Here is a 6,000-nt window from a genome sequence, read left to right on the forward strand (position 1 = left end):
AGATTCGCTTGCACCCGCGATGTGAAGTGCAAATGGAGTTGAAGCAAAACCCGAGGACGCATAGTATAGCGAACCACTGCCTGATTTCTTTTCGACAACATCAACATCGGGGATAACGCCTTAGAATGCATGCTCTATTGAGAATCGTCGGAGTTATCACCCTGGTCGCCGGCCTGGGCTTCATGGGACAGGGCTTCCGTTATTACGGCTTCCCCGAAGATATCGGGACCAGGCACACCGAATGGGTCTATTACGGCGCCGCGATAGCCGTGGTTGGGTTCTTGCTCATCATTTTCTCGCGGCCTTCCGAAGAGCCGTAGAGCCTGGATGTCACGAGGTGTCGGGAGGCAGTTCAACGGTGTCTGCCTCTATCTGCCTGGCGACGTCGTCGTCGCTGTGGCGATTGTCGGCGTGGGGCGGGGAGTGAGGAAGAGCGTGTAGCGACTTTCCATACGCATCCCCGCTCTGAACTATTGGGATTGATGGGTTGCGGCGCGGCCTTTCCGGTCGTGACGTGCAGCCCATTTCGGAAAACCGCGGCGCGTCTTCAGCGGGGACCGGGCCCGGCCTCATTCGACGTAAGCGAGCCGGCGACGGTCACGCTTGCAGCGATTGTAATTCTCCGCTCACCACCACGGGTGCGCTACAGAGCCTTTCCGCTTCCGATGAAGTCGGAAGCGGGGCTCCATGTTTTTGATTTGACGCGTTCCTTTACGCGAACCGGTGGGCTGGAGCGCCGCCTCTGACTTCATCAGAGGCGGAAAAGCTCCGGCGCCATCGCTCCATCAGGCGATGCAGCTCTCGAACCCTTCGGCGATTTTCTCTTCAGGCAGATTGCGGCCGATGAAAACGATGCGGCTTTCGCGTTTCTCGTCTTCTTTCCAGGGGCGTTGATGGTCGCCATCGAGAATCATATGCACACCCTGGAACACGAAGCGCCGATCCTCGCCCTTGAAGGCGAGGATTCCCTTGCTTCGCAAAATGTTCGGACCCTCTTTCTGCACCAGATCCTCAACCCACGGGAAAAACTTGTCGGCATCGAGCGCCTTGTCGGTTTTGAGCGAGATCGATTGCATTTCCTCGTCGTGGTAGTGCTTGAGCCCGCCATTGTGGTCCGCGTGCTCGTGCTCGTGGTCATGATGATGATCATGATCATGCCCGTGATCGTGATCATGTCCGTGATCGTGGCTGTGGTCATCGCTCTTGAGGAATGCCGGTTCGAAATCGAGAATGCGGTCGAGATCGAAGGCGTTGCGTTCCAGAATTTCGTTGAGCGGGATCTGCGCCCGCTGGGTCCTGTGCAGCTTCGCGTAAGGATTGATACTGCGGATGCGCGCTTCGACGTCGCTGAGTTCGGCGGCCGATACCAGATCGGTCTTATTGATCAGAATCACATCTGCGAAGGCGATCTGGTTCTTGGCTTCGGGTGCGTCCTTGAGCCTGTCGTTGAGCCACTTGGCGTCGGTGACGGTGACGACCGCATCGAGCTTGGTCTTCTCTCCAACATTCTCGTCGACGAAGAACGTCTGCGCCACCGGCGCTGGATCAGCGAGCCCTGTCGTCTCCACGATGATGGCGTCGAACTTGCCGTTCTTTTTCATCAGGTCGGAGAGGATGCGCATGAGGTCGCCGCGCACGGTGCAGCAGATGCAACCGTTGTTCATCTCAAACACTTCTTCGTCCGCGCCGACGACGAGGTCGTTGTCGATGCCGATCTCGCCGAATTCGTTGACGATGACGGCGTATTTCTTGCCGTGCTCCTCCGAGAGAATGCGATTGAGCAATGTGGTCTTGCCGGCACCGAGATAGCCGGTCAGCACGGTGACCGGGATTTTGTCAGTCATTTGGTTCCTCCGCTGGTCCAGCTATATAGGCATCCAGCCGGTTTGCATCAATTGCCGCGAGGACGGCGTCAGACTTACAAGCTGTCGCTCGTGCCGCCGGCCTTTTACCCGATTATCGATCAGTTTTCCTGCTTCGCCGCATTCGGCTGCGCATCGTCGGTTTCGCGCGTCAGCAGTCCGGCGCTTAACAGCCCTGCGATGAAAATGTCGGCGCTGACCGTCGAAACGTGAATGCCCTCCTGGAACATGCGATCGGCGACCGCTTCCATATATGCGCGGTCGCTCAGATTTTGCTCGTTCCAGCTCGATTCGCGCAGGCGGCGGATTGCATCCACCGACGTTTCGGCTTCGATCAGCAGCCCCTGGTTGGTACGGTATCGCATTGTTATCCTCTCCTTATAGCGTTTTCGAGCGAAGCGGATACCGGCTCGCTTGACGAAAACGCGTCAAATCGAAATCCGAGCGCCCGCTTCTGATGCCATCGGAAGCGAAAAGGCGCTGGGCAGCGGTTTCTGCGTCTCTGGCGCGGGCCCTTATCACGGACTGCTTTGCCTGTTCCTACGGCAATCTGATCGGACTGGCACGCGGGAACTGCTGGAATAGCGCCGGACTTTGCAATTGCCAATCCAGGCTGTCTGTCCTGCCGCCGCGCTGCCCACGACCGGCGATACCTCATTTAGACGTTGCTATGAAGAAATTCCGACCCTGTCGACCGGAAAATAGATTTCGTTGCCGGTGCCGGCAGAGCGACTTCTGCGTCCGATGCCGGTCGCAACCGAATGCGAAAACCATGATCGCCTGGCGAGCGCCGCTATCGATCCAAAATGCCCGAGCGGCGCCGGGTGCGAAATATAAAATATTATGGTCTGTCTTCGCGTTTCGCGGCGGCGATGCTGCGCCTTTCCTCACCAATCCGGGTCACTCGGCAAGCACAACCATTTCGCCTTCGATGACCTGATATTCGGCTAGAAGATCTGGAGTAGCTTCTGAATCCACGGTGATTTCGGCATCGGGAAGGCATTCCTTGACCGCTCGGAGAGCCTCGGCCTGGTCGGAAATGGCGACAAGAATGAATTCGCGGCGCAATGCGCCGCTGGCGCCTCTGCCCGGCCTTACAGAACTGATCTTCCAACCCTTCAGCATATCTATACTATGACACGGATTTTCGCCGGCGTACATATCCGGGTCGGACGTATTATCGTGTTGCGATTGCTTTGCCACAGATCATGATGACGGGCTGGATTCGCCGATATTGCATTGCGGCAACGACAGGCTGCCGCGACGGAAACGGGCAAACGATCGTCCCCATCCGGCTGAGCGAACCTTTCCTCTCTGAAAACAGCTTCTCACGCGCAGACGAGCTTCTCACACGCAAATGACAAACGACATGTGTCGCGTCGCCACGAACCTCGCGCGCCGTTTTCAAACGTATCGCGCGCGAGCCCTGTCAGCAGGCCGCAACACCGTTCCCATTGAACCGGCGGGTTCCCGATTGTAAACGTCGGCCTTCGCCCGAAGAGGTCATTTAATGTCGGAAATCGCGCTGAGCGCACTCATCAACGTGCTGAACCGCCCCGTCCATCGGCCGAAATCTGATCAGACCGGAGGCCTTTTCGTCGGGGAGCGGCCCACGCCCTTCGTGTCGCCGGTACTGGAGATCGAGGGGGAGAGCCCGTCGGATCTCGGGAAGGAGATCATTTTTATCGAGGCGTCAGCGGCGGTCGGCAAGAGCACGTTCGCGAGACAACTATCGGCCACGCTCGATGTGCCGATCCTCGACCTGGCTCAGGTCCCGGTTTCGGCGGGATCGCTGCGCGCTTTGCTGACCGATCTGAAGGCTGACGATAAAAGCGATCCGGTAGCCGCGTTTCACGAGGGCAGGATTCCAGTGATCGTGGATGCGTTGGACGAAGGCAGACTGGTGTCGAGCGAGACGGGCATCGAGCAGTTTCTCGAGTCCACCGCGGAGTTTCTGCGAAGCAACCGAACCGGTGGCTCGCGGCCCAAGCTTATCTTGCTGGGAAGATTTGAGTCGACCGAATTGGCGAGGGAGCAGTTCGAACGCGACGCGCCCGGGGTGACGCATGTCACGGCCAATATCGAATTCTTCGACAAAGAGGGAGCCGAGCAGTTGATCCACGCCTACGCTGCGACGGTGGCCAAGCCTGGCTCTCACTATCAGCAGCACCCGGACCAGGCGCAAGACTTCATCACCACCTTCTTCGACGCAATCGAAACGTTTCTCGGTCTGTCAGCGGGGGAATTGTGGCAGAACCAGCGAGGCAAGGTGTTTGCCGGCTACGCTCCCGTGCTTGCGGCATTGGGGTCGATCCTCGCTGCTATCGACGATTTCACCAACGTGGCCAGAAATCTTAAAGCAGACGGGGGGCGCGAGGCATGGGGTGTGATCGAAGCGGTCCTGTACGAAATTCTGGGGCGCGAACAGGACAAGTTGCGGGACGTACTGAGCGAGCGATGCGAGTCCGCGCTGCCGAATTCGGTTTATGACGTCGAGGAGCAACTGTCGCTGCTTGCTCAGTACGTCAGTTCGCAGCCGCTGGAGGGCGCCGGCCGCGTCAGGCTTTCGCCGTCCGACATGGAAAAATACAAAGAAATGGTCCGAACCTATTTGCCGCATCATCCCTTCATGCGACGGCACGAATTTGGGGACGCCGTGCTGGGTTCGGCCAGCGTGTCGCGCGCCGTTTATCACGGCACGTCGATTTCCCGGGAGCGCCTGATAAGCCTGTCGCGACAATGGCGTCAGTCGGCGCCAACGCGTCGGCCATCACGTTGATCACGCAAGGGTCGAAGTCTAACAAGCGTTGCGGCTAAGCAGAACAGATTTGATGTCTCACGGGGTCAGGCGGCCAGTGGCCGTCAACCACCACTGCGGCGCCCGAAGTCCGGTGACGGCGTCGAAGGCATCGTAGGGTTTGATATCGAGAACCGGTGTGCCGTCGTAGGCGTCCAATGCCTTGACAGTCAGAATGTTCTCGTCGCGCTTCAGCAATTCGACCACGGCCAGCCCGATCGGATTGGGCCGTTCCGGGCCGCGGGCGCAGAACAAACCCACCTCGGGCAGATCGGCGCGATACCGAGGATGCGTGGTTAACGGAACGGGCTTGCCGACGAGTTGATCCATCCAAAACAGCACGATCAGATGTGACCAATCCTCGATGCCGGTCAGCGCCGCCGCGAGATCCTCGCGGACGACGATGTCCGCGACAATGTCGCGACGGGACATTCGCACGCCATTCGCGAACGGGCTGCGCACGGTGGCTATCGATTGCATGCTGATCGTCATTTGGGATGTCCCGGGAGGAGGCCTGCGCCAAAGATATTATTCCTGTATTATTCCTGCGCGCTTTCCATTGTCAGTTAATTCCGGTCGCGGCGCATGGAGGGTCGACGCTCGAAATTCGCGAACTGCGTCGAGAACATGGAACCTCGGCGTTGAACGACCTTGTCGTGCTGATGTGCTCGTGCTGATTGCTCATGACCGAATTCGAGTTTTGCTGTTTGCTCACGGGAATGTCGAGCACGCATTGGAGGCATGCGATCCAGCGCAGGAAACGAAATCGCGAACCCGTGTTTCAAGGCTCTGTCTTTAAGATGCTCAGGTCGCAAAGGGATGGACCTCGTGTTTGCGCTTCGACAAATGATTGCGCGACAAAGCCGCGAATGTCACTGAAAAGCTGTTTCGGGCGCAAAACATGCGTAATCTCGCTGCGATGATGGTATTGCAAAGTTATCGCTGCCTGGAACTTAGTACATGGTCAAGAAAGAGTAAGAAGATTCCGGTCGCTGATTGCGCGATCGCAACTTATCTCATCTGATCGTCGACACGCACCTTCGCGCATTGAATCAAAAAACCTCAACGAGACGCTTGCTGCTGCTGCGGAGACGCAATCAGTCTTCATGATCGTTATAATATCGGTCGTTGCCGCATAGCAGCATGAACGGCGCTTGCATCTTAAAATATACTCCTTTAAGAAACGGCCGGTACGTAATGCGCTTGTTGGGTCGTGTCGAAGGCCGCCAGGTGCTGGTACGGATTTATGACAAGGAGCGCGAGCGGCATGAAGATGTCGAAGGGCCTGATTGGCCGCCGGTTTGGCCGCCGGTTTCTGGGATTGGCGTTTTTGTTGGCGGC

At 57.7% G+C, this 6,000-nt stretch carries 6 protein-coding genes; 2 read left to right on the top strand and 4 right to left on the bottom strand.

Features of this window, described 5'->3' with window-relative positions; genetic code table 11:
- Positions 1–125 precede the first annotated feature (125 nt).
- Positions 126–320 (top strand): hypothetical protein, encoded by a 195-nt coding sequence (locus ACMDCM_RS16790; RefSeq protein WP_412774613.1) that lies wholly within the window; start codon positions 126–128, stop codon positions 318–320.
- Positions 321–785: 465 nt separating this feature from the next.
- Here ACMDCM_RS16790 and ACMDCM_RS16795 read toward each other — a convergent pair whose 3' ends face one another.
- From ACMDCM_RS16795 to ACMDCM_RS16805, 3 genes are all read right to left on the bottom strand, one after another.
- Complete coding sequence (locus ACMDCM_RS16795) at positions 786–1,844, bottom strand: CobW family GTP-binding protein (RefSeq protein ID WP_412774614.1); 1,059 nt, start codon at positions 1,842–1,844, stop codon at positions 786–788.
- 119 nt (positions 1,845–1,963) lie between these two features.
- Positions 1,964–2,227 (bottom strand): hypothetical protein, encoded by a 264-nt coding sequence (locus ACMDCM_RS16800; RefSeq protein ID WP_412774615.1) that lies wholly within the window; start codon positions 2,225–2,227, stop codon positions 1,964–1,966.
- A 535-nt stretch (positions 2,228–2,762) separates the two neighbouring features.
- Positions 2,763–3,023 carry a hypothetical protein gene (locus ACMDCM_RS16805; protein ID WP_412774616.1) on the bottom strand — a complete coding sequence of 87 codons (261 nt, stop codon included), beginning with the start codon at positions 3,021–3,023 and terminating at the stop codon, positions 2,763–2,765.
- A gap of 349 nt (positions 3,024–3,372) precedes the next feature.
- Here ACMDCM_RS16805 and ACMDCM_RS16810 point away from each other — a divergent pair, with 349 nt between their 5' ends.
- Positions 3,373–4,641, top strand: a complete 1,269-nt coding sequence (locus tag ACMDCM_RS16810; RefSeq protein WP_412774617.1) for a hypothetical protein — start codon at positions 3,373–3,375, stop codon at positions 4,639–4,641.
- A 57-nt stretch (positions 4,642–4,698) separates the two neighbouring features.
- Here ACMDCM_RS16810 and tsaA read toward each other — a convergent pair whose 3' ends face one another.
- Positions 4,699–5,151: a tRNA (N6-threonylcarbamoyladenosine(37)-N6)-methyltransferase TrmO gene (gene tsaA, locus ACMDCM_RS16815; protein ID WP_412774618.1), complete on the bottom strand. Its 453-nt coding sequence runs from the start codon at positions 5,149–5,151 to the stop codon at positions 4,699–4,701.
- Positions 5,152–6,000 lie beyond the last annotated feature (849 nt).

The sequence above is a fragment of the Nitrobacter sp. genome (genome assembly GCF_047149785.1).
GTDB lineage: Bacteria > Pseudomonadota > Alphaproteobacteria > Rhizobiales > Xanthobacteraceae > Nitrobacter.

What these genes read in the sequence shown, in the direction of transcription:
- ACMDCM_RS16790 (WP_412774613.1), top strand. Translation starts at nt 126, where the DNA reads ATGCATGCTCTATTGAGAATCGTCGGAGTTATCACCCTGGTCGCCGGC.
- ACMDCM_RS16795 (WP_412774614.1), bottom strand. Translation starts at nt 1,844, where the DNA reads ATGACTGACAAAATCCCGGTCACCGTGCTGACCGGCTATCTCGGTGCC.
- ACMDCM_RS16800 (WP_412774615.1), bottom strand. Translation starts at nt 2,227, where the DNA reads ATGCGATACCGTACCAACCAGGGGCTGCTGATCGAAGCCGAAACGTCG.
- ACMDCM_RS16805 (WP_412774616.1), bottom strand. Translation starts at nt 3,023, where the DNA reads ATGTACGCCGGCGAAAATCCGTGTCATAGTATAGATATGCTGAAGGGT.
- ACMDCM_RS16810 (WP_412774617.1), top strand. Translation starts at nt 3,373, where the DNA reads ATGTCGGAAATCGCGCTGAGCGCACTCATCAACGTGCTGAACCGCCCC.
- tsaA (WP_412774618.1), bottom strand. Translation starts at nt 5,151, where the DNA reads ATGACGATCAGCATGCAATCGATAGCCACCGTGCGCAGCCCGTTCGCG.